Below are 19,957 nucleotides of genomic sequence, written 5' to 3' on the forward strand. Positions count from 1 at the left end.
GAGGTACGCCGGGCTATGCCGACGGGGTGGAAATGGGATGTCCCCGACCACCCATGACCCTACCTCGCTGGGCGCGGCCAGGGCACATCAGCCCATGGTCAAGCCCTTGGCGTGGCGTACTTGTGGAGGTCAACCGAGTACACCACGCCATAGCAGGACGGTCAGTTGAGCGCCATTTCCTCGGTCAGGTTCGCCTCGGTGCTGGGCAGGCCCAGCTCCATCGCGCGCTTGTCGGCCATCGCCAGCAGCCGACGGATCCGGCCGGCCACCGCGTCCTTGGTCAGCGGCGGGTCGGCCAGCGCGCCCAACTCCTCGAGCGAGGCCTGCTTGTGCTGCATCCGCAGCTGGCCGGCCGCGGCCAGGTGCTCGGGGACCTCGTCGCCGAGGATCTCCAGGGCCCGCTGCACCCGGGCCCCGGCCGCGACGGCCGCGCGGGCCGAGCGGCGCAGGTTGGCGTCGTCGAAGTTGGCCAGCCGGTTGGCGGTGGCCCGCACCTCGCGGCGCAGTCGGCGCTCCTCCCAGGCCAGCACCGACTCGTGCGCGCCGAGCCGGGTGAGCAGCGCGCCGATCGCGTCGCCGTCGCGGATCACCACCCGGTCGGCGCCGCGCACCTCGCGGGCCTTGGCCGGGATGCCGAGCCGACGGGCCGCGCCGACCAGGGCCAGCGCCGCCTCCGAGCCGGGGCAGGTGATCTCCAGCGAGGAGGACCTGCCGGGCTCGGTGAGCGAGCCGTGCGCCAGGAAGGCGCCGCGCCAGGCCGCCTCGGCGTCACAGGTCGCACCGGACACCACCGCCGGGGGCAGGCCCCGGATCGGGCGACCGCGCCCGTCCACCAGCCCGGTCTGCCGGGCCAGCAACTCACCGTCCTTGATCACCCGAACCACGTACCGGCTGCCGCGCCGCAGGCCGCTGGGGGCCATCACCACCAGTTCGGATGCGTGCCCGAAGATCTCCAGCAGGTCCTTGCGCAGCCGCCGGGCCGCAATGCCGGTGTCGAGTTCCGCCTCGATCACGATCCGACCGCTCACAATGTGCAGTCCGCCCGCGAATCGCAGGATCGCCGACACCTCAGCCTTGCGACAGCAGGCCCGGGTGACAGGGAGCCGCGAGATTTCGTCCTTCACCGCTGCCGTCATCGCCATGGGCCGATCCTTCCATGTGTCCGGAAAATCCGGTCGTACGCGGCGGCCAGAAGCTCCGGGTCGTGTCGCGGGGTACCGTCCGCGGCGGCCACCGTGTCCAGCACCAGCGCCGCGCCCATCCGCTCGGCCGCCTTCTCCAGGCCGGCCAGGTCGGCGACCCCGAAGGCGCCGCCGGTGACCGCCCGCTCGTCCACCAGGATCGCATCCACGCCCAGTTCCGGGGCGTGGTCGGCGATCACCTCCAGGTGACGCTGCGGGGTGAAGCCCTCGGTCTCGCCCGGCTGCGGGGCCAGGTTGAGGCAGAGCAGCCGGCGGGCCTTGGTCTTGACCAGGGCCTCGGCCAGCTCGGGCACCAGCAGGTGCGGCAGCACGCTGGTGAACCAGGAGCCCGGACCGAGCACCACCCAGTCCGCCTCCAGCACCGCGGCCACCGCCTCGGGCACCGCGGGCGGCTGCTCGGGCAGCAGCCGGACCGACTGCACGGTGCCCGGGGTGACGGCCACGCTGGCCTGGCCGCGCACCGCGGTGACGGCGGCCGGGTGGGCCGGGTCGTGGCCGCGCACCTGGGCCTCGATGTCCAGCGGGACGGCCGACATGGGCAGCACCCGGCCCTGCACGTTGAGCAGTCGGCCGACCCATTCCAGCGCCGTCACCGGGTCGCCGAGCTTCTCCCACAGGGCCACGATCAGCAGGTTGCCGACCGCGTGGCCGCCCAGCTCGCCGGTGCCGGAGAAGCGCTGCTGGATCACCTCGGACCAGGTGCGGCCCCAGTCGTCGTCCCCGCACAGCGCGGCCAGCGCCTTGCGCAGGTCGCCGGGCGGCAGCACGCCGAGCTCGGCCCGCAGCCGGCCGCTGGAGCCGCCGTCGTCGGCGACGGTGACCACGGCGGTCAGGTCCGAGGTGAGCCGGCGCAGTGCGGAGAGCGAGGCGGACAGGCCCTGCCCGCCGCCCAGCGCGGTGATCCGCGGCGCCGCTCCCTTGACGTTCGGGGGCGTTCTCCTCGATGCGCCCGGGGATCCCCGCTCAGCGGCCTTGTTCTGGGTCTGCCGCCCTGGCGAGTATCCCGTCACACCTACCCCACGTTCCTGTCCGGTCGGCGGTGCTGGGGACCGCCGCTACTCCCGTCCCATGTCGCGGTGCACCAGCACCGTCTCCACGCCGTCGGCGATCAGACGCTTCGTCAGCCGCTCGGACATGGCCACGCTGCGATGCTTGCCACCGGTGCAGCCTACGGCAAGGGTCATGTACCGCTTACCCTCTCGCCGATAACCCTCGGTGACAATACGCAGGAGCTCGGTGTAACCGTCCAGGAACTCCTTGGCACCGACCTGCTGGAAGACGTAGTCGGCGACCTCCGGGTCGGTGCCGGTGCGGGCCCGCAGCTCGGGGACCCAGTGCGGGTTGGGCAGGAAGCGGCAGTCCACCACCAGGTCGGCGTCGACCGGCAGGCCGTACTTGAAACCGAAGCTCATCACGGTGCAGCGCAGCTCCGGCTCGTCGTGGTCGGCGAACTGGGCGTCCAGCTTGGCCCGCAGCTGGTGCACGTTGAGGTCGGTGGTGTCGATCACCAGGTCCGCCTCGCCGCGCAGTTCGCGCAGCAGGTCGCGCTCCTGGGCGATGCCGTCCACGATCCGGCCGTCGCCCTGCAGCGGGTGCGGGCGGCGCACGCTCTCGAAGCGGCGGACCAGGGCGTCGTCACTGGACTCCAGGAAGACCACCCGCAGCCGGGTGCCGCGCTTGTCCAGCTCCTCCAGCGAGGCCCGCAGGTCGTCGAAGAACTGCCGGCCGCGGACGTCGATCACCACGCCGATCCGGGCCACCGCGCCCTGCGAGCGGGCGCCGAGGTCGACCATGGTGGGGATCAGTGCGGGCGGCAGGTTGTCGACCACGAACCAGCCGAGGTCCTCCAGGCACTTGGCCGCCGTGCTGCGACCGGCTCCGGACATGCCGGAGATGATCACCAGCTCCGGGGCGGTCTCGCCGCCGGCCTCCGGCCGGGTGGTACCCCCATCGTCGGACAGAGTCACTTCGGTTCCCCGCTCTCAGTGCTTGCCGTGCTTGCCGTGCTCTGCTGCACGGCCTCCTCCATGATCTCGCCTGTGGCGGTGTTCACGGCGAATGTCGTGGGTGTCCGGGAGGACAACGCCGCGACAACAGTCTCGGCGGTGCGCCGACCGATCCCGGGGACCTCGCAGATCTGCTCGACCGTGGCGGCGCGCAGCTTCTTCACCGAGCCGAAGTGCTTGAGCAGCGCGGTGCGCCGGGTCTCGCCCAGCCCGGGGACGGCGTCCAGGCCGCCGCCGCTGGTCAGGCGCTTGGCCCGCTTGGCGCGCTGGTAGCTGATCGCGAAGCGGTGCGCCTCGTCGCGGACCCGCTGCAGCAGGTAGAGGCCCTCGCTGCTGCGGGGCAGCACCACCGGGTCGTCCTCGCCGGGCAGCCAGACCTCCTCCAGGCGCTTGGCCAGGCCGCAGAGCGCGACATCGTCGATGCCGAGCTCGTCCAGGGCCCGCTGGGCGGCGGCGACCTGGGGCTGGCCGCCGTCGACCACCAGCAGCTGGGGCGGGTAGGCGAAGCGCTTCGGGCGGCCGTCCTCGGTGCGGGCGTCTTCGGTGGGGGGTCCTCGGTGCGGGCGTCTTCGGTGCGGGGGTCCTCGGTGCGGCCGTCCTCGCTTCGGGAGTCCTCGGGCTCGTCCGGGGACTCGGGGACCGCCCACTCCCCCGTCTGCTCGCGCTCCTGCAGGTAGCGGCGGAACCGGCGGCTGATCACCTCGTGCATCGAGCGGACGTCGTCCTGGCCCTCGAAGCCCTTGATCTGGAACCGCCGGTACTCGCTCTTGCGGGCCAGCCCGTCCTCGAAGACCACCATCGAGGCCACCACGTCCTGGCCCTGCAGGTGCGAGATGTCGAAGCACTCGATCCGCAGCGGGACGCTGTCCAGCTCCAGCGCGTCGGCGATCTCCTGCAGCGCCCGGCTGCGGGTGGTCAGGTCGGAGGCCCGCTTGGTCTTGTGCAGCGCCAGCGCCTGCTGGGCGTTGCGCTCGACGGTGGCCATCAGGTCCTTCTTGTCGCCGCGCTGCGGGACCCGCAGGTCGACGGCCGCGCCGCGCAGGCCGGCCAGCCACTCGGCCACCGGGCCGACCGGGTCGGGCAGCGCCGGGACCAGCACCTCGCGCGGGACGGACTCCCGCAGCTCGTCCTCGTTGGCCCCGCCGTAGAGCTGCTGCAGCGCGTGCTCGACCAGCGCGGCGGTGTCCACGTCCTCGACCTTGTCGGTGACCCAGCCGCGCTGGCCGCGCACCCGGCCGCCGCGGACGTGGAAGATCTGCACCGCGGCTTCCAACTCGTCCTCGGCCAGCGCCAGCAGGTCGGCGTCGGTGCCGTCGGCGAGCACCACGGCGTTCTTCTCCATCGCGCGCTTGAGCGCCTCGATGTCGTCCCGCAGCCGGGCCGCCTTCTCGTACTCCAGCTCGGCCGCCGCCTCGCGCATCTGCTCCTCGAGCCGGCGCAGGTAGTTGCCGGTGCGGCCGGCCATGAAGTCGCAGAACTCCTCGGCCAGCGCGAGGTGGTCGTCCGCCGAGATCTTGCCGACGCAGGGGGCCGCGCACTTGCCGATGTAGCCGAGCAGACAGGGCCGGCCGACCTGCTGGGCGCGCTTGAAGACGCCGTTGGAGCAGGTGCGGACCGGGAAGACGCGCAGCAGCAGGTCCACCGTCTCGCGGATCGCCCAGGCGTGGCCGTACGGGCCGAAGTACCGCACGCCCCGCTTGTGCGCCCCGCGCATCACCTGGACCCGGGGGAACTCCTCGTTCAGGGTGACGGCGAGTTCCGGATAGCTCTTGTCGTCGCGGTACTTGACGTTGAACCGGGGGTCGAACTCCTTGATCCAGGAGTACTCCAGCTGCAGCGCCTCGACCTCGGTGCCGACCACGGTCCACTCCACCGAGGCGGCGGTGGTGACCATGGTGGCCGTGCGCGGGTGCAGGTTCGCCACGTCCTGGAAGTACGAGGACAGGCGCGGGCGCAGGCTCTTGGCCTTGCCGACGTAGATCACCCGGCCGTGCTCGTCCCGGAACCGGTAGACCCCGGGCGAGGTCGGGATCGCCCCGGGTGCCGGCCGGTAGGTGGACGGGTCAGCCATCGTGGTCCCCCTTGTGCTGCGCTGCCATCAAAACCCTAGCTCGCGGTGGTCACCTGAAGCTTTCCGTCCGCGACGGTGACCTGGTACGCGGGCAGCGGCTTGGGCGCCGGACCGTCCTGGACCGAGCCGTCGCCGACGGCGAACCGGCTGCCGTGGCAGGGGCAGCGGATGGTGCCGTCGACCACCTGGTCCACGATGCAACCGGCGTGCGTGCAGCGGGCGCTGAACGCCTTGTACACCCCGGCGCTGGGCTGGGTGACCACGATCTTCTGGTCGCGGTAGACCTTGCCGCCGCCGACCGGGACGTCGGCCGCGGCGCCCAGGTCGACCGGGGCCGAGGACTTGCCGCCGCCCTGCGAGCCGGAGTTGCTGCCGGAGCTGCTGGAGCAGCCCGCCACCGCGACCGCGGAGCCGCCGGCCAGCACTGCCGCGCCGCAGCAGAGCAGGGTCCGTCGGGAGGTGGTGGGCATCTCGGCGGCCTCGGACATCGTGCGGCTCCTTCGCGGGCAGCGGCTGGGGACGGCGGCAGTCTAACCGCGCGTCCTCAGCCGCTCCGCGCGCCGCTACTTCTTCGCCACGGCCCGCTTGCGGGCGCCGCGCGGGGCCGGCACCGGGGCCTCGTCGGTGACCCGCTCGCCCAGGATGTCCCGCAGGAACTTGCCGGTGTGACTGGCCGTCACCCCGGCGATCTCCTCCGGGGTGCCCTCGGCGACCACCATGCCGCCGCCGCTGCCGCCCTCGGGGCCCATGTCCACCAGCCAGTCGGCGGTCTTGATCACATCGAGGTTGTGCTCGATGACGATCACCGTGTTGCCCTTCTCCACCAGGCCGGAGAGCACCTTGATCAGCTTGCTGATGTCCTCGAAGTGCAGACCGGTGGTGGGCTCGTCCAGCACGTAGACGGTCCGCCCGGTGGAGCGCTTCTGCAGCTCGGAGGCGAGCTTGACGCGCTGCGCCTCACCGCCGGACAGGGTCGGCGCGCTCTGGCCGAGCCGGACGTAGCCGAGGCCGACGTCGTTGAGCGTGCGCAGGTGGCGGGCGATCGCGGGGACCGCCTCGAAGAAGTGCAGGGCCTCCTCGATCGGCATGTCCAGCACCTCGGCGATGGACTTGCCCTTGTAGTGCACCTCCAGGGTCTCCCGGTTGTACCGCGCCCCGTGGCAGACCTCGCAGGGGACGTAGACGTCCGGCAGGAAGTTCATCTCGATCTTGATGGTGCCGTCGCCCGAGCAGTTCTCGCAGCGGCCGCCCTTGACGTTGAAGGAGAACCGGCCCTGCAGGTAGCCGCGGACCTTCGCCTCGGTGGTCTCCGCGAAGAGCTTGCGGACGTGGTCGAAGACGCCGGTGTAGGTGGCCGGGTTGGAGCGCGGGGTGCGGCCGATCGGCGACTGGTCGACGTGCACCACCTTGTCCACCTGGTCGGTGCCGGTGATCCGGGTGTGCCGGCCCGGCACGCTTCGGGCGCCGTTCAGCTCACGGGCCAGGTGGGTGTAGAGGATGTCGTTGACCAGGGTGGACTTGCCCGAGCCGGAGACCCCGGTGATCGCGGTGAAGGTGCCGAGCGGGAAGGCGACCGTGACGTCCTTGAGGTTGTGCTCGCGGGCGCCGTGCACCACGATCTGGCGCTTCTTGTCCCGCGGGCGGCGCACCGCCGGGATCGGGATCGACCGCTTGCCGGAGAGGTACTGGCCGGTCAGCGACTCCTCGTTGGCGAGCAGCTCCTTGAGCGCGCCGGAGTGCACCACCTTGCCGCCGTGCTCGCCGGCCCCGGGGCCGATGTCGACCACCCAGTCCGCGGTCTTGATGGTGTCCTCGTCGTGCTCCACCACGATCAGGGTGTTGCCGATGTCCCGCAGCCGGACCAGGGTCTCGATCAGCCGGTGGTTGTCGCGCTGGTGCAGGCCGATCGACGGCTCGTCCAGCACGTAGAGCACGCCGACCAGGCCGGAGCCGATCTGGGTGGCCAGCCGGATCCGCTGCGCCTCGCCGCCGGACAGGGTGCCGGCCGCGCGGTTGAGCGAGAGGTAGTCCAGGCCGACGTCGACCAGGAACCGCAGTCGCTCGTTGACCTCCTTCAGCACCCGCTCGGCGATCTTCTTGTCCCGGGCCGTCAGCTTCATCGCGCCCAGGAAGTCGGCGCAGTCGCTGATCGACATGGCCGAGACCTCGGCGATCGACCTGCCCTGGACGGTGACCGCGAGCACCACCGGCTTGAGCCGGGTGCCCTCGCAGGCCGGGCAGGGCACCTCGCGCATGTAGCCCTCGAAGCGCTCCCGGCTGCTGTCCGTCTCCGCCTCGGTGTGCCGGCGCTGGACGAACGGGATCACGCCCTCGAAACCGGTGACGTAGGAGCGCTCGCGGCCGTAGCGGTTGTTGTAGCGGACCTCGACCTTGGCCTTGTGGCCGTAGAGCAGCGCCTTCTTGGCCCGGGCCGGCAGACCGGCCCACGGGATGTCGGTGCGGAAGCCCAGCTCGCCGGCGAGGGCGTCGATCAGCCGGCCGAAGTACTCCTTCATGTGGCCGCCGGTCCAGGGGTGGATGGCGCCCTCGTCGAGCGACTTCTCCTCGTCGGGGACCACCAGCTCCGGGTCCACCTCCATCCGGCTGCCCAGGCCGGTGCACTCCGGGCAGGCGCCGAACGGGGAGTTGAAGGAGAAGGAGCGCGGCTCGAGCTCCTCGAAGGAGACGTCGTCGTACGGGCAGTAGAGGTGCTCGGAGTACATCCGCTCGCGCTCGGGGTCGTCCGCGTCGAGGTCGACGAAGTCGAGCACCACCATGCCGGCGGAGAGCTTGAGGGCGGTCTCGACCGAGTCGGTCAGCCGGCGCTTGGCGCTCTCCTTGACGGTGAGGCGGTCGATCACCACCTCGATGGTGTGCTTCTCCTGCTTCTTGAGCTTGGGCGGCTCGGTCAGCTGGATGGTCTCGCCGTCCACCCGGGCCCGGGCGTAGCCCTTGGACTGCAGGTCGGCGAAGAGGTCGACGAACTCGCCCTTGCGCTCGCGGACCACCGGGCTGAGCACCTGGAAGCGGGTGCCCTCGGTGAGCTCCAGCACCTTGTCCACGATCGCCTGCGGGGACTGCTTGGCGATCGGCCGGCCGCAGTGCGGGCAGTGCGGCTTGCCGACCCGGGCGAAGAGCAGCCGAAGGTAGTCGTAGACCTCGGTGATGGTGCCGACGGTGGAGCGCGGGTTCCGGTTGGTGGACTTCTGGTCGATCGAGACGGCCGGCGAGAGGCCCTCGATGAAGTCGACGTCGGGCTTGTCCATCTGCCCGAGGAACTGGCGGGCGTAGGAGGAGAGCGACTCGACGTAGCGGCGCTGCCCCTCGGCGAAGATGGTGTCGAAGGCCAGCGAGGACTTGCCCGACCCGGAGAGCCCCGTGAAGACGATCAGCGAGTCCCGGGGCAGGTCGAGCGAGACGTTCTTGAGGTTGTGCTCGCGAGCACCGCGGACGATGAGGCGGTCGGCCACTGCTACTGGCGCCTTTCTCCGGGAACGGACAACAAAAGAGCTTTTCCAGTGTCGCCGATCAGCGTATAGCTCAGGCGTTCGATTATCGACCTTGTCCAGCCGACACCACCCGAAGGAGTGAACACCACACCACTGACAATCGGGCCGGCGTCGGGAAACCCCCTGCTCAGCCTCGCCCCCGGCGATAGCCTTCGGCTGTTCCAACGAGTCCGGCCCAGCCAAGGCAACGCCCACCCAGGAGGCCCGCCCGATGACCAGCGACCCGGCCCAGACCGCCGCCGCCACCCTGCGCACCGTCGAAGCCAGCACCGAGCACCTGCTGCGCACCGTCGCCGAGCTGCCGCCCACGGCGGTGGCCGAGCCCAGCGCGCTGCCCGGCTGGACCCGCGGCCACCTGCTGGCGCACCTGTCCCGCAACGCCGACTCACTGGTCAACCTGCTGGAATCGGCCCGCACCGGCCAGGACATCCCGCAGTACGCGAGCGAGCAGGCCCGCGAGGACGGCATCCAGCAGGGCGCGCCCCGCCCGCTCGACGAGCAGCTCGCCGACCTGCGCAGCTCCGCCGAGCGGCTGGCCGCGGCCGCCGCCGAGCTGCCCGCCGAGGCCTGGGCGGCCGAGCTGAAGCACCGGCACGGCTACACCTTCCAGGCCAGCGAGCTGCCCTGGAAGCGGCTGGCCGAACTGGAGTACCACCACGTCGACCTGGCCGTCGGCTACACCCCCGCGCACTGGCCCCAGGAGTTCGCCACCGTCGAGTTCGGCAAGCTGGCCCGCCGGTTCGCCACCCTGGACGGCCTGCCGAGCGTCGAGCTGGTCGCCGAGGACACCGGCGACCGGGCCCGGCTCGGCACCGGGGCGGCCGCCGAGGCGCCGTTCGAGCTGCGGGTCGAGGGCCCGGTGCGCGCCCTGACCGCCTGGCTCTCCGGCCGCTCCGACGGCGACGGCCTGCAGGTGCACCGGGACGGCCACCTGCTCGCCGACCCGCGCACCGCCCTGCCCACCCTCCCTCCGATGGGCTGACGGAGGATCATGGTGTCCACCCTGGACAGCGGACTGAGGAGTGACCCTTGAGCTACCACGGAGACGTCCACGTCGGCGGGCGGCCGGACCTGCGGGAACTCGCCCACCTGATCATCACCAAGGTCGCGGTCGGGCCGTTCGACAACAACGCCTACCTGCTGCGCTGCCGTGCCACCGACGAGCAGCTGCTGATCGACGCGGCCGCCGACGCCCCGACCCTGCTGGAGACCGTCGGCGAGCAGCTGGCCACCGTGGTGACCACGCACCGCCACCACGACCACTGGAACGCGCTGGCCGAGGTGGTCGCCGCCACCGGCGCCCGCACCGCGGCCGGCCAGTTCGACGCGGAGGGCATCGAGGTCCCCACCGACCTGCTGCTCGCGGACGGCGACACCGTGCGGGTCGGCGAGGTGTCGCTGACGGTCCGTCACCTGGTCGGCCACACCCCGGGCGCGATCGTGCTGATCTACGACGACCCGGAGGGCCACCCGCACGTCTTCACCGGGGACTGCCTCTTCCCCGGGGGTGTCGGCAATACCTGGAACGACCCGGCGGCCTTCGACAGCCTCTACCGGGACGTCACCACCAAGCTCTTCGACGTGCTGCCGGACGAGTCCTGGGTCTACCCGGGCCACGGCAAGGACACCACCCTCGGCGCCGAGCGCCCGCAGCTGCCGCAGTGGCGCGAGCGCGGCTGGTGAACGCCGCCCGGTGAACGCCGCCCGGGGCCTCCCGGGCGGCCCCGGGCCTCTCCCCTGGAACGGGCTTTCGGCGATGATCGTCAACGGGTAGGGTCCGTACCGGTCAGCATCCGGCGATCACGCCGTTGAGCTGCTGATCCTTCATCAGCTGTTCACCACAGGGGGAATTTCCATGACCACTCGTCTGTCCCGCACCGCGCTGCGCCTGGCGGTCGGCGCCGCCGCCGTCGCGCTGGCCGTGAGCTCGGTCCCGGCCAACGCCCTGACGGTCGGTCCGATCGGCGTGGTCTCGCCGCCGAACGACTTCCAGCTCACCATCAACACCGGCCCCAACGGGGCGCCGTACCACACCGTCCGGCACGCCGACGGCACCTGGAGTGCCTGGGACTCGGTGCCGGACATGTACTTCAACCCCGGCGCCACCTCGTCGCTGACCCAGGCCGAGAACGGCTCCGGAAGCACCTTCCTGGCCTCGATGTTCGCCGACGAGATCCAGTTCCTGATCTACAGCCAGAACTCCGGCTGGGTCTCGCCGACCGGCACCACCGCGCCGATCAGCAGCTCGATCCCGATCGTGCACTCGCAGTTCAGCCCGCCGACCACCCCGGTGGTCAAGCTGGCCGCCTCCGTCGTGGTCGGTGGCGAGTTCCACCTCTTCGCGATCGCCGGCAACGGCGGCCTGTACGAGATCGTCCGGCACACCGACGGCAGCTGGACCAACTGGTCCGACCTGAGCCTGTCGCTCAACGGCATCGGCAGCACCACCGAGCTCGCCGCCGCCAGCACCGACGGCACCGACACCCAGCTGGTGGCCGTGGCCGGCGGCAAGCTCTGGCACGCCAAGCGGGCCGACAGCGCGAGCGCCTTCTCCAGCTGGGGCGACGTCTTCGCCAACTCCAGCAACCCGGGCACCGCCGAGCACGTCGCCGTGGGTGGCGTCAACGGCCAGCTGCAGGTGGTGGTGAGCGGCAACAACGGGACCGGCGTCTACCACGCGATCCGCAACGCGACCGGCAACTGGACCGTCTTCGGCAACGTCGAGGCCGCCGCCGGCAACCCCGGCAGGATCACCGGCGTCGGCGCCTCCGGCACCAGTGCCATCACCGGCAGCCCGGTGCTGCAGATCGCCGTGCTGACCGACAACGGCGGGCTGTTCCACACCCTGCGCGACACCACCGGCCACTGGACCTCCTTCGGCAACGTCAACGCCGCCGTCCCCGGCTCCTACTCGGGCACCGCGGTGACCGTCGCGGGCGCCGGCGAGTAGCACCCGTTCCGCGGGCGGCCGGGGACTCAGCCCTCGGCCGCCCGCAGCTCGGCCCGCAGCTCGGCCCGCCTCGAGGCCCGCAGGCTGGTGACCGTGGTGACCGCCAGGACCAGCACGATGAAGCCCAGCGAGAGCGGGATGCCGATCTCGGGCACCCGCACCCCGCTCTCGTGCAGGGCGTGCAGCACCAGCTTCACGCCGATGAAGCCGAGGATCACCGAGAGCCCGTACGAGAGGTGGACCAGCTTCTTCAGCAGCCCGCCGAGCAGGAAGTAGAGCTGGCGCAGGCCCATCAGGGCGAAGGCGTTGGCGGTGAGCACGATGTACGGCTGCTGGGTGAGGCCGAAGATGGCCGGGATCGAGTCCAGCGCGAAGAGCAGGTCGGTGGTGCCGATCGCCAGCATCACCACGGTCATCGCGGAGATCGCCGGGAACCGCCGCCGGACGGCCGTGAGCAGCCGGTTCTCCTCGAACTCGGCCTCCTGACGGCCCGCCCGGGCCTCCTTGACCAGCTTCCAGGCCGTCCAGACCAGGAAGGCGCCGAAGAAGTAGAAGACCCAGGAGAAGGTGGCGACCAGGGCCGCGCCGCCGGCGATGAAGACCGCCCGCAGCACCAGCGCGATGATCACGCCGACCATCAGCACCCGGGCCTGCTGGACCTTCGGCACCGCGAACTTGGCCATGATCAGGACGAAGACGAAGAGGTTGTCGACGCTCAGCGACTTCTCGGTGACGTAGCCGGCGAAGAACTCCCCGGCCGGCTGCCCGCCGAACCGCCACCAGAGGAAACCGCCGAAGATCAGCGCCAGCACCACCCAGACCGCGGTCCAGGCACCGGCCTCCTTGATCGAGACCTCGTGCGGCTTGCGGCCGCCGATGAAGAAGTCGGCGGCGATCAGGGCGACCAGCACCCCGATGGTGGTGATCCACAGGGTGAGAGAGACGTCCATGGAAGCTGCTCCTCCGGCAGGTGTCGACTGCCGGAGGTCTCTTCCGTCCGCCTGCTGAGGGACGTCTGGTCGGGAACGTCTGCTCAGGCGGACCGGTGAACCCGGGTGACCACCAGAAAGGTCACCGTGATGACGGGAGCACCGTAGGGGAATACTCCCCTCCGATACCAAGGAGAGTACCAGTGATTCCCAAGAGAAGGTAAAGAGCTCTACAGGAACGGCTCGATCGCGGGCAGCAGGTCCTGGAAGGTCCGCGCCTTGGCCGGCGCGCCGATCGCCTGCATCCCCCAGCCGCCGCCGCTCGGCTCGCGGAAGACCTTGGCCATGATCTGCCCGGTGTGCCCGCCACCGCCGGCCAGGTCGTAGCGGGCCAGCTCCTGGTTGGTCAGCTCGTCCAACAGCCGGCAGTGCGCGTTCTGCACCTCGGCGAAGGTCTGCCCGGTGTACGAGCTGACGGTGAAGACCACCTGGGTGATCCGCTCCGGGATCCGGGTCAGGTCCACCACGATGGACTCGTCGTCCGCCCCCGCCCCGGCGCCGCCGACCAGGTTGTCCCCGGTGTGCCGCACCGAGCCGTCCTTGCTCACCAGCTGCTGGAAGAAGACCACGTCGGCCGGGGTGTGCTCGGCGTAGAGCAGCGCGGAGGCGTCCAGGTCGATCTGCCGGGTCCGGCTGCCGAACAGGCCGCGCTTGGGCGCCGCCCGCCAACCCAGGCCCATCCTGACCAGGCTCAGCGACTCCCCGCTTGCCTTGCGCAGGCTCACCTGCTGGCCCTTGCTCAGACTCACCGACACTGTGCGGCCCCCTCTTCGTTTCGCCCTGCTCACCCTAGGCCCTGGGCGGCGCCCGGGCCAGGGGCGCCGCCGTCGCCGGGGCTACTACGCGATGCCCGCCTCACGCATCTGGCGCAGCTCCTTCTTCAGCTCCTTGACCTCGTCGCGCAGCCGGGCGGCCAGTTCGAACTGGAGCGAGGCCGCGGCATTGTGCATGCGCTGCGTCATGTCCTCGATCAGCGCGGCGAGTTCGGTGGCCGGCAGGCTCTTGGCCTGCTTGCGGTCGGCGCCCAGCGCCGGCACCGGGGCCTTGCCCTTGGCCTTGGTGTCCCGGTAACCGGTGGCCATCAGCTCCTCGGTGTCGATCTCCTCCCGGGCCAGGGTGTCCAGGATGTCGCCGATCTTCTTGCGCAGCGGCTGCGGGTCGATGCCGTGCTTCTGGTTGTAGGCCTGCTGGACCTCGCGGCGGCGGTTGGTCTCCTCGATCGCCTTCTCCATCGACGGGGTGATCCGGTCCGCGTACATGTGGACCTGGCCGGAGACGTTACGGGCGGCGCGGCCGATGGTCTGGATCAGCGAGGTGCCGGAGCGCAGGAAGCCCTCCTTGTCGGCGTCCAGGATCGCCACCAGCGAGACCTCGGGCAGGTCCAGGCCCTCGCGGAGCAGGTTGATGCCGACCAGGACGTCGTACTTGCCGGCCCGCAGCTCGCGCAGCAGCTCGACCCGGCGCAGCGTGTCGATGTCGCTGTGCAGGTACCGGACCCGGATGTCCAGGCCGAGCAGGTAGTCGGTGAGGTCCTCGGACATCTTCTTGGTGAGCGTGGTGACCAGCACCCGCTCGTCCTTGGCCACCCGGTCGCGGATCTCGTGCACCAGGTCGTCGATCTGGCCCTCGGTGGGCTTGACGATCACCTCGGGGTCGATCAGGCCGGTGGGGCGGATGATCTGCTCCACCTGACCGTCGCCGCGGGAGAGTTCGTAGGGGCCGGGGGTGGCGGAGAGGTAGACGGTCTGGCCGATCCGGCCGAGGAACTCCTCCCACTTCAGCGGGCGGTTGTCCAGCGCGGAGGGCAGCCGGAAGCCGTGGTCGACCAGGGTGCGCTTGCGCGAGGCGTCGCCCTCGTACATCGCGCCGATCTGCGGGACGGTCACGTGCGACTCGTCGATGACCAGGAGGAAGTCCTCCGGGAAGTAGTCGAGCAGGGTGTTGGGCGGGCTGCCGGGCTCGCGGCCGTCGAAGTGCATCGAGTAGTTCTCGACGCCGGAGCAGCTGCCGATCTGGCGGAGCATCTCGATGTCGTAGGTGGTGCGCATCCGCAGCCGCTGGGCCTCCAGCAGCTTGCCCTGCTTCTCCAGGGTGGCCAGCCGCTCCGCCAGCTCGACCTCGATGCCGTTGATCGCCCGCTCCATCCGCTCCGGCCCGGCCACGTAGTGGGTGGCGGGGAAGACGTGGATGGAGTCGTCCTGGCTGATGATCTCGCCGGTCAGCGGGTGCAGGGTGTAGAGCGCCTCGATCTCGTCGCCGAACATCTCGATCCGCAGCGCGAGTTCCTCGTAGACCGGGAAGATCTCCACGGTGTCGCCCCGGACCCGGAAGGTGCCGCGGGTGAAGGCGAGGTCGTTGCGGGTGTACTGGATGTCGACGAAGCGGCGCAGCAGCGCGTCCCGGTCGATCTCCTCGCCGACCTTGAGCCGGACCATCCGGTCCACGTACTCCTGCGGGGTGCCGAGGCCGTAGATGCAGGAGACCGAGGCGACCACGATCACGTCCCGGCGGGTGAGCAGCGAGTTGGTGGCGGAGTGGCGCAGCCGCTCGACCTCCTCGTTGATCGAGGAGTCCTTCTCGATGTAGGTGTCCGTCTGCGGGACGTAGGCCTCGGGCTGGTAGTAGTCGTAGTACGAGACGAAGTACTCGACCGCGTTGTTCGGCAGCAGCTCGCGGAACTCGTTGGCCAGCTGGGCGGCCAGGGTCTTGTTCGGCGCCATCACCAGGGTGGGCCGCTGGAGCTTCTCGATCATCCAGGCGGTGGTGGCCGACTTGCCGGTGCCGGTGGCGCCGAGCAGGACGACGTCCTTCTCGCCCGCGCGGATGCGGCGCTCCAGCTCGGCGATGGCCGCCGGCTGGTCTCCGTTGGGCTGGTAGGGGCTGACGACCTCGAAAGGCGCCGTGGTCCGCTCAATGCTCGTGATGGGTCGCACGAGACCACCGTACGACCCACCACGGACATTCAACCGGGGATCAGCCGATCACCCGCAGCTGAAGGGCGCGACCTCGGGCCGCCAGAGCTGTCCGTCGCCCGCCTTGTGGGTCGACGGGCTGTAGCCGAGCGGCTCGAAGTGCAGGTTGGAACCGGCCGGTGCGGTCGAACCGGTCCACAGGTTGATCTTCTGCCAGGCCTGCCCGTCGATCACCGAGACGGTGTCGGGCTTGCCGCCGCAGGAGTTCGCGGTGATCTGCCGGCGGCCGTGCGCGGGCGAATCGGGCACGCTGGTGTTCCAGACCCCGAGGTTGGCCGGCGCCGTCCACGGGCCCAGCAGGCTGGGGGCGGTCGCGTAGCCGGTCCCGGTGCCCGAGCAGAAGCCGCAGTTCTTGTCGGCGTAGGTCAGCACCCAGGTGCCGGTGGCGGTGTCCCGGTAGACGCCGGTGGACTCCACGCTGCTGAGTCCGGCCAGGCCGGTGACGCCGGTGCCGGTGCCGTCGGTGCCCCAGTAGCTCAGCTGCTCGAGCGCGAGCGAGGTGGTGCCGGCCTGCGGGCAGACCAGCGCGATCGCCCCGTTCTCCGGCGAGGTGGTCAGCCCCGCGTCGCCGTTGGCGCCGTTGCACTGGTGCAGGTTGGGACGGTGGGTGGTGCCGTAGGGCGCACCGGCCGAAGCGCCGCAGGGGCCCGCCGGGCCGTTGCAGCCCATCGCCACGTAGCCGTTCGGGGCGCCGAGGTTCAGGTACCCGGGCGCGTTGAACCAGAGGATGAAGACGCCGTCGTTGGCGCCCCAACCGGAGCGCTGGATCATCCGCGGCGAGAAGCACCCGGAGCCACTGGCGCAGACCGCCTGGTAACTGTTGTTGTTGTTCAGCGGGTCCGCCGCGTTCGGTGAGAACAGCAGCGTCGGGGTGGACCACGGCCCGTTCATGCTGGTCGCGGTGGAGACGCCGAAGCCGCACCAGGTGGTGGGGTTCTTCAGCCAGGTGTAGCCGCAGTTGTACATCGTGCCGTACAGGTAGTACGTCGAACCGAACTTCTGGATCTGACCGTCGTGCAGGTCCACACCGCTGATCGTGACGGGCGCCGGCAGGGTCGTGGTGCTGGGCGTGTCGGTGCAGCCGAACGGTGCCAGTTCGGGACGCCAGACCTGGGCGTCACCGGCGGTACGGGTGCTGGGAGTGAAGGTGAGCGGCTCGAAGCGCAGGCCGGCACCCTTCTCGTTCATCGCGCCGGTCCACAAGTCGACCTTCTCCCAGGCCTGGCCGTCGATCACCGAGACCGTGTCGACCTGCCCGCCGCAGGAGTTGGCGGAGAACACCCGACGGGCGTCGGCGGACTGGCCGACGCCGAGGTTGGTCGGCGCAGTCCACGGGCCCATCATGCTGGGCGCCGTCGCGTAGCCCGCCCCGGTGCCCGCGCAGTAGCCGCAGTTGCGGTCGGCGAAGGTCATCACCCAGGTGCCGGTGGCGGCGTCCCGGTAGGCGCCCATCGCCTCGGCACTGCTCAGGCCGGCCACGTTGGTGACGCCGACGCCGGTGCCGTTGGTGCCCCACTTGTCGAGCTGCTCGATGGAGACCGAGGTGGTGCCGACTGCCGGGCAGATCAGGGCGATCGAGCCGTTCTCGGAGCTGGCGGTCAGCCCCGGGTCGCCGTTGGCGGTGCCGCACTGGTGCAGGACCGGGCGGTACGTGCTGCCGTAGGGCGCACCGGCCGAGGCGCCGCACGGGCCCGCCGGGCCGTTGCAGCCCATCGTCATGTAGGCGTGCGGGGCCGTGTTCGGGGCCGGCAGGTTCATGTAGGCGGGCGCGTTGAACCAGAGCACGAAGACGCCGTCGTTGGCCCCCCAGCCCGAGCGCTGCACCATCCGCGGCGAGAAGCAGCCCGAACCGTAGCCGCCACAGATCGCCTGGTACGTGTTGCCCGGGTTGTACGGGTCGGCCGCGTCCTTCGAGAAGAGCATGGTCGGCGTGGTCCACGGGCCGTTCATGCTCGGCGCGGTGGAGACGCCGAATCCGCACCAGGGCGTGGGCGCCTGCAGCCACTGGTAGCCACAGTTGTACATGGTGCCGTACAGGTAGTACGTCGAACCGAACTTCTGGATCTGACCGTCGTGCAGGTCGACGCCGGTGACCGTGACCCCGGCCGGCGGGGTCGTGGCGGCGGGGGCGACGACGGCCGGGGCAGTCGGGGTGGCCGGGGTGGCCGCCTGGGCGGCCTGGGCGGCCTGGACAGTGCCGAAGAGCGCGGCTATCAGCAGCAGGACGGCTGCGAGCAGGCCGGGACGGCGGGTGGCGCGGGGCATCGATGAGCTCCAGCGTGAGAAATGACGGATCGTCCGGTAGTGGACGAACCGTCATCGTAGGAAGCCGGCATCACGAGCCGCTCATCGCTCGATAACGGCGATCAGGCCCGCGCGCTGTCCCGGGCCAGCGCCACCAGGCGGGAGATCGCCCGCAGGTACTTCTTGCGGTAGCCGCCCTTGAGCATCTCCTCGGAGAACACCTGGTCGAACGGGACGCCCGAGGCGGTGATCGGCAGCTCGCGGTCGTACATCCGGTCGGCCAGCACCACCAGGCGCAGCGCGGTGGACTGGTCCTCCACCGGGCAGACGCCGCGCAGGAAGACGGCGTGCACGTCGTCGAGCAGCGCGCCGTAGCGGCTGGGGTGGACGGCCGAGAGGTGGGCCAGCAGGTCGGAGAAGTCGTCCAGCGCGGCGCCGGGGGTGCCGGTGGCGCGCTCGGTGACCTCCTCGTCGGTGCAGGGCGGCGGGGCGTCCGGCAGGCCGCGGTGGCGGTAGTCCTGGCCGTCGATCCTCAGCGGGCGGAAGTGCGCCGAGAGGCCCTGGATCTCGCGCAGGAAGTCGGTGGCGGCGAACCGGCCCTCGCCGAGCTTCTCCGGCAGCGTGTTCGAGGTGGCGGCCAGCTTCACCCCTGCCTCCACCAGCCGGGAGAGCAGGGTGGAGACCAGCACGGTGTCGCCGGGGTCGTCCAGCTCGAACTCGTCGATGCAGAGCAGCTTGTGCCCGGACAGGGTCTGCACGGCCTGCTGGAAGCCCAGCGCACCGACCAGGTTGGTCAGCTCCACGAAGGTGCCGAAAGCCTTCGGCCCGGGCGCCGCGTGCCAGAGCGAGGCCAGCAGGTGGGTCTTGCCGACGCCGTAGCCGCCGTCCAGGTAGACCCCGGCCGGGCCGCTGGGGGCCGCGGGGGCCCGGCGGAACCAGCCGCGCTTGGGGGCCTCGGCGGCATTCAGCCCGGCCGCGAACTCCTCCAGGACGGTGACGGCCTCGTACTGGCTGGGCTGGGTCGGGTCCGGCAGGTAGGAACCGAAGCTCACCCCGGCGAAGCGCGGCGGCGGCACCATCTCGGCGACCAGCCGCTCGGCCGGGACCACCGGGCGGCGCTCGGCGAGGGCCACCGGCGCGGTCGTCGTGGCGGTGGCTATGGCATCAGGGTGGGAGGCTCCGGGCACGGTAGTAAAGGGTACGCGTCGTGGAACACTGCCAGTCATGCGCCAGCTGATCTCTCCGTCACATCGCGATCTCTCCTCACTGGAGGCGCTCGCCGAGACGTATGCGTACCCCGAGCAGGTGAACCTGGGCCGCCCCTGGCTGCGGGCGAACATGGTCTCCTCGCTGGACGGGGCGGCCAAGCTCGCCGGTCTCTCCGAGGGCCTGTCGGGCGATGCCGACAAACGGATCTTCGGGGTGCTGCGGGCGCTCAGTGACGTGGTGCTGGTCGGCGCCGAGACGGTAAGGGCCGAGGGCTACCGGCCGGCCCGGGCGCGGGAGGCGTTCGCGGCGGCGCGGGAGGCGGCCGGTCAGGCGCCGGCGCCCGCGATCGCGGTGGTCAGCCGCAGCCTGACGCTGGACCTGACCGCCCCGCTGTTCACCGAGCCGCTGGTGCGGACCGTGGTGATCACCACCGAGGACGCCCCGGCCGCCGCCCGGGCCGCCGTCGCCGAGGTCGCCGACCTGGTCGCGGTCGGCCGCGGCTCGGTCGACCTGCCGGCCGCCCAGGCCGCGCTCACCGCCCGGGGCTGGACCCGCCAGCTCACCGAGGGCGGCCCGCGGCTGCTGGCCCAGCTCGCCGCGGCCGGGCTGCTGGACGAGCTCTGCCTCTCGCTGGCCCCGCTCGTCACCGCCGGCGACGCACCACGGATCATGCACGGTGCCGAAATGGCTGACGCGCAGCGGATGCGACTGGTCTCATTGATCGAGCAGAAAGGTTTCCTCTTCACTCGCTACTGCCGTACCCCCGTCAGCAGTCCGGCCTTTTGATCACTCCCACGTGGCCCGT

The 19,957-nt window shown here is 71.0% G+C and carries 16 protein-coding genes; 4 read left to right on the forward strand and 12 right to left on the reverse strand.

The features are described from left to right. Positions 1–161 precede the first annotated feature (161 nt). The 7 genes from whiA to uvrA all read right to left on the reverse strand — a co-directional run bounded on the left by whiA (position 162) and on the right by uvrA (position 8,749). Complete coding sequence (gene whiA, locus BR98_RS10510) at positions 162–1,142, reverse strand: DNA-binding protein WhiA (protein ID WP_035841998.1); 981 nt, start codon at positions 1,140–1,142, stop codon at positions 162–164. Continuing rightward, the gene (locus tag BR98_RS10515) at positions 1,133–2,212 is read right to left on the reverse strand and encodes a gluconeogenesis factor YvcK family protein (RefSeq protein WP_035841999.1); all 1,080 of its coding nucleotides are present in this window, start codon (positions 2,210–2,212) and stop codon (positions 1,133–1,135) included. The genes whiA and BR98_RS10515 overlap by 10 nt, the downstream gene beginning before the upstream one ends. A gap of 45 nt (positions 2,213–2,257) precedes the next feature. Beyond that, on the reverse strand, positions 2,258–3,169 hold the full coding sequence (rapZ, locus tag BR98_RS10520; protein WP_407639428.1) for an RNase adapter RapZ: 912 nt from the start codon (positions 3,167–3,169) through the stop codon (positions 2,258–2,260). Next, entirely contained in the window at positions 3,166–3,435 is a 270-nt protein-coding gene (locus BR98_RS42520; protein ID WP_407639444.1) for a helix-hairpin-helix domain-containing protein, read from the reverse strand. The genes rapZ and BR98_RS42520 overlap by 4 nt, the downstream gene beginning before the upstream one ends. A 14-nt stretch (positions 3,436–3,449) precedes the next feature. Continuing rightward, entirely contained in the window at positions 3,450–5,279 is a 1,830-nt protein-coding gene (gene uvrC / locus BR98_RS10525; RefSeq protein WP_407639429.1) for an excinuclease ABC subunit UvrC, read from the reverse strand. A 35-nt stretch (positions 5,280–5,314) separates the two neighbouring features. Further along, a complete protein-coding gene (locus BR98_RS10530) occupies positions 5,315–5,767 on the reverse strand; it encodes a Rieske (2Fe-2S) protein (RefSeq protein WP_035842002.1) in 453 nt (150 codons plus the stop codon). Positions 5,768–5,842: 75 nt separating this feature from the next. Next, complete coding sequence (gene uvrA / locus BR98_RS10535) at positions 5,843–8,749, reverse strand: excinuclease ABC subunit UvrA (RefSeq protein ID WP_035843935.1); 2,907 nt, start codon at positions 8,747–8,749, stop codon at positions 5,843–5,845. 250 nt (positions 8,750–8,999) lie between these two features. Here uvrA and BR98_RS10540 point away from each other — a divergent pair, with 250 nt between their 5' ends. The 3 genes from BR98_RS10540 to BR98_RS10550 all read left to right on the forward strand — a co-directional run bounded on the left by BR98_RS10540 (position 9,000) and on the right by BR98_RS10550 (position 11,738). Continuing rightward, a complete protein-coding gene (locus BR98_RS10540; protein WP_051969543.1) occupies positions 9,000–9,770 on the forward strand; it encodes a maleylpyruvate isomerase family mycothiol-dependent enzyme in 771 nt (256 codons plus the stop codon). Between the two features lie 47 nt (positions 9,771–9,817). Then, complete coding sequence (locus BR98_RS10545) at positions 9,818–10,471, forward strand: MBL fold metallo-hydrolase (RefSeq protein ID WP_035842005.1); 654 nt, start codon at positions 9,818–9,820, stop codon at positions 10,469–10,471. Positions 10,472–10,643: 172 nt separating this feature from the next. After that, entirely contained in the window at positions 10,644–11,738 is a 1,095-nt protein-coding gene (locus BR98_RS10550; protein WP_035842007.1) for a hypothetical protein, read from the forward strand. 26 nt (positions 11,739–11,764) lie between these two features. On the opposite strand, the gene BR98_RS10555 is transcribed toward BR98_RS10550, so the two are convergent. The 5 genes from BR98_RS10555 to zapE all read right to left on the reverse strand — a co-directional run bounded on the left by BR98_RS10555 (position 11,765) and on the right by zapE (position 19,169). Continuing rightward, positions 11,765–12,688: a TerC family protein gene (locus tag BR98_RS10555; protein ID WP_035842010.1), complete on the reverse strand. Its 924-nt coding sequence runs from the start codon at positions 12,686–12,688 to the stop codon at positions 11,765–11,767. A gap of 209 nt (positions 12,689–12,897) precedes the next feature. Continuing rightward, positions 12,898–13,482 (reverse strand): TerD family protein, encoded by a 585-nt coding sequence (locus tag BR98_RS10560; RefSeq protein WP_035842013.1) that lies wholly within the window; start codon positions 13,480–13,482, stop codon positions 12,898–12,900. 84 nt (positions 13,483–13,566) lie between these two features. Next, a complete protein-coding gene (uvrB, locus tag BR98_RS10565; protein ID WP_035842015.1) occupies positions 13,567–15,660 on the reverse strand; it encodes an excinuclease ABC subunit UvrB in 2,094 nt (697 codons plus the stop codon). Positions 15,661–15,708: 48 nt separating this feature from the next. Beyond that, positions 15,709–17,964, reverse strand: a complete 2,256-nt coding sequence (locus BR98_RS10570) for a glycoside hydrolase family protein (RefSeq protein WP_035842018.1) — start codon at positions 17,962–17,964, stop codon at positions 15,709–15,711. Between the two features lie 101 nt (positions 17,965–18,065). After that, on the reverse strand, positions 18,066–19,169 hold the full coding sequence (zapE, locus tag BR98_RS10575; protein WP_083976245.1) for a cell division protein ZapE: 1,104 nt from the start codon (positions 19,167–19,169) through the stop codon (positions 18,066–18,068). On the opposite strand from zapE, the gene BR98_RS10580 reads away from it, so the two are divergent. Further along, the gene (locus BR98_RS10580; RefSeq protein WP_035842021.1) at positions 19,168–19,938 is read left to right on the forward strand and encodes a dihydrofolate reductase family protein; all 771 of its coding nucleotides are present in this window, start codon (positions 19,168–19,170) and stop codon (positions 19,936–19,938) included. The genes zapE and BR98_RS10580 overlap by 2 nt on opposite strands. Positions 19,939–19,957 lie beyond the last annotated feature (19 nt).

The sequence above is a fragment of the Kitasatospora azatica KCTC 9699 genome, from assembly GCF_000744785.1.
GTDB classification, from domain to species: Bacteria; Actinomycetota; Actinomycetes; order Streptomycetales; family Streptomycetaceae; genus Kitasatospora; species Kitasatospora azatica.